The 3,550-nt window shown below is 35.6% G+C and carries 2 protein-coding genes; both read right to left on the bottom strand.

Annotated elements, in window-relative coordinates; translation table 11 throughout:
• Window positions 1-169: 169 nt before the first annotated feature.
• Entirely contained in the window at window positions 170-1,438 is a 1,269-nt protein-coding gene (locus ABD792_RS18845; RefSeq protein ID WP_345008086.1) for a Gfo/Idh/MocA family oxidoreductase, read from the bottom strand.
• A gap of 145 nt (window positions 1,439-1,583) precedes the next feature.
• A complete protein-coding gene (locus ABD792_RS18840) occupies window positions 1,584-3,365 on the bottom strand; it encodes a LamG-like jellyroll fold domain-containing protein (RefSeq protein ID WP_345008084.1) in 1,782 nt (593 codons plus the stop codon).
• Window positions 3,366-3,550 lie beyond the last annotated feature (185 nt).

Raw genomic sequence — 3,550 nt, 5'->3', positions numbered from 1 at the left:
TACTTATTCATCCCCTTTTGTGACAGATTCCTCTAAAATTATTTTGTGCTGTAATGGAGGTTTCATGTGTTAATATTTATTGTTTTTAAAGGGCACATGTAACATCCAAATTATCATTTCGCTGTGTATCTAAATTTTCAACCATGGATGTTTCAACTGTTTACTTTTTTTAATATGCCCAAGAACTTCGCATTGGTTGATTAATTAATCTATTTGCTTCATCATCATTAATAAACTCTTGTTTAACTGGGTCAAACTCTAATGTTCTTCCTAGACGAAGCGCAATAACCCCCATATTTACAACAGTAGCCGATCGATGACCATTTTCTTCATTTAAGGCAAACTTCTGACGTGTTTTTACAGATTCGGTAAATGTTGCTATTTGTTCTTCTGGATCTGGAATACTATTAATAATACCTTCTATATTAGGGATTGTAGATTTAAATCCATTAAATATTTTTCCATTAGGACCTTCGATATAGGCAGCGCCTTTGTCTTCATTGGCACCATCCAAAATAATCTGACAGCCATCGGCATAAGTAAAAACTATTTTTCGCCAAGTACCAATTGCATCATAATGCTGTTGGGGAGCATCTACTTCAACTTTAACTGGACTGGTATTATCCTTTCCTAAAAAGTATTGCACAGGATCAATATAATGTTGTCCCATGTCCCCGAGTCCGCCTCCATCATAGTCCCAATACCCTCTAAAAGTTGAATGTACTCTATGAGGATTATATGGTTTTTCGGGAGCAGGCCCTAACCACATATTGTAATCTAAATGTGCAGGCACAGCTTCTGGCTTAAGGTTCTCTTTTCCAACCCAGTAGAACTTCCAGTTAAAACCAGTAACGCCACTAATGGTAACTTTTAATGGCCACCCCAACGCACCACTATCAACAACCTTTTTTAGTTTTTTAACAGGTGTACCCATACCATAGAAGTTATCTTTAAATCGAAACCAAGTGTTTAATCGAAACATTCTTCCATGCTGTTTCATAGCCTCAACAACGCGTTTCCCTTCTCCAATGGTTCTGGTCATTGGTTTTTCGCACCAAACATCCTTACCGGCTTCAGCAGCCATAACAGACATAATTCCATGCCAGTGCGGGGGCGTAGCTATATGCACAATATCAATATCTGGACGTTGTAAGACTTCTCTAAAGTCTCTATAACCTTTAACATCATTTCCAACTTTTTTCAAAGTATTGGCTAAATGTTTGCCATCTGCATCACAAATAGCAAGTAATTTAGTTCCTTCATAGTTTAGATGGCCTTGTCCCATACCTCCAACACCTATAACTGCTTTAGTTAGTTGATCACTTGGAGCTAAAAAGTTAGTTCCTCCCATGACATGTCTTGGAATAATACTGATTCCCGCCGTAGTGACTATTGCTTTCTTCACAAAGTCCCTCCTGGTATTTAACTGTTTCTTCATATAGTTATTTTTACAATAAGGTAAACATTAAGATTCTTGAATTCATGTAATGACACAAATTCATTTGCGTTGTAAATCTAGGAGATCGGGATATAGTAATAGGGGTAATAAAAAGGGTAATTAACTAAAAATAAGTAAATTTAAACTAAATAAGCTCTTTCAAATAAGGCTCTCTATAGAATTGTTCATACAGTTTTTTAAACTGTTCGGTTACTTTTTGAGCCGACATATGTTTTCCTTGTCTAATTAAAACCTCTATTTTAGTTTTAACAGCATCTTCATGTAAAGGGTCTATAACCAAAATAGCATCAATTATTTCAATTAAAAAATCATCCTCTACATTGTTTTTTTCCAAATAAGGAGTTAGTATTTCTAAAATAAAGCTATCATATCTAGCCTTAAAAGGGTCAACCCAATCCGCATCAAAATTTGGTAAAAGCACTCCTAAATTCACAATAGACAATAGTTTTTTAACATCCTCTACTGTGTTAACTCCATGCTGGTTGTATCTGAATAGATTAGGCACCATATACTGCAATTCAAACAGGTCTAAGGTATTGCTGCTATCAGTTTTTAGTCTCCACTTCTTATCTGAATACACAATTTCAATATCGGGCTGATCATTAAAAATACTTCGAATCTCTTTAATCTGTGTACTTCTATTATTTTTTACCCGGGCAGAAGAAAAACCTGGCCATAGAATTTGCCCCATCTTTTTTGATGTTATACCGCCTTCCCGAAGCGTAAACAGTATTAAACATAATAATAACTCTCTACGCTTAGGAGAAAGCTTATGAGTAATATCTTCTCTTTTAGAGTTATAAACTTTAAAGCCACCTAAACAATGAATAGTATAATCTGTTCCTATGGAGTCACTAATTATAACCGAATGTTTCTGAGAAGCATTAGCCGTCTTGCGAACTCGCGATTTAGCTCTCATAAAAATCATAAAAAGAACAAAAATCAAAACGACCACAAAAGCAATTATCAGAAACACATTTGAACTTTCCTCATCAATCTCAATACCCTTAACATAAATCTCTTTAACTTCATCGTCACTTAAAGCACGCTGCCATACTGCCAGATTACTCATAAAACCAATATAGTTCTCACCCCACAAATTTGTCCCAACAAGCATGGAATGATTTGTTTGTTCTATTCTAGATGCTATACTCTTATAAACTAATTCCCCGTTAACATAAAAATACATTTCCTTATTGGGCAAATAAACAAAGGCAACATGGGTCCATACATTAGGCTCAACCACACGTTTACTTCCAAAATGGTCTTTAATCCCTGGTGTGGTAAATTGCAAGACGCCTTTATGTATTTTGGCCGAAAATACTTCGCCTTTACCAATAATACTAAATATTCCGTTTACTTTGTCTGGTTTAAGCCAAACAGAAATAGTAAGTTCATTAAACGCTACGTTGCTTTCATCCCTAAGGTCGATATAACTGGAGGCTCCATTAAAATATGCCACCGTGCCGTGTTCTTGATCTTCAAAAAAAGTTATATCATTGGATACTTCTAAATTATCGGACGTCGCCAAATTGTCTATATGCCCTTCCAATGGCATATAAATCTTTAATTTTTCTTTTAAATCGTACTTATATGCTCTAAAGATTTTAGGTATATCCTCTTTATAACTATTGAAGTTAAAAATATCCGGAGAGAACCAGAACCCTCTCTTTTGAGGTGTTAACTTACTTGTATTTGATGAAAAGGCTCCTGTTGTAACCTTCCCTGGAAGTTCTATCCAGCTAACTTCTTTTAGGGGTTCCCCATTAATTTCTGCGCTGGCGGTATACGAATGATCCAGCAATTCTACAGGTACGGTTTTTAGTGAATCTATTGACTCTTGGGAATAACAACCCCATGCAACCAAACACAAGTAAAATACACTTATCTTTTTCGTTATACCCATAGTTATCTAACAATTCCCCGAAGGTATAAAAAAACTAAATCTATTAAAACAATAAAGGTGCAAGAATCCCCAAAAAGTGATCTTCGCCCACCAATATCCCGAGGTTTTAGAGCAAAAAAAATCCCGTTCCAATTGATATGGAACGGGATTTCTAAAAAAGGCGACGACCTACTCTCCCACAAGTG

Source organism: Snuella lapsa (assembly GCF_039539345.1).
GTDB lineage: Bacteria > Bacteroidota > Bacteroidia > Flavobacteriales > Flavobacteriaceae > Snuella > Snuella lapsa.
The sequence above is the reverse complement of the archived record's forward strand: the minus strand, read 5'-3'. Positions and strand labels throughout refer to the sequence as shown.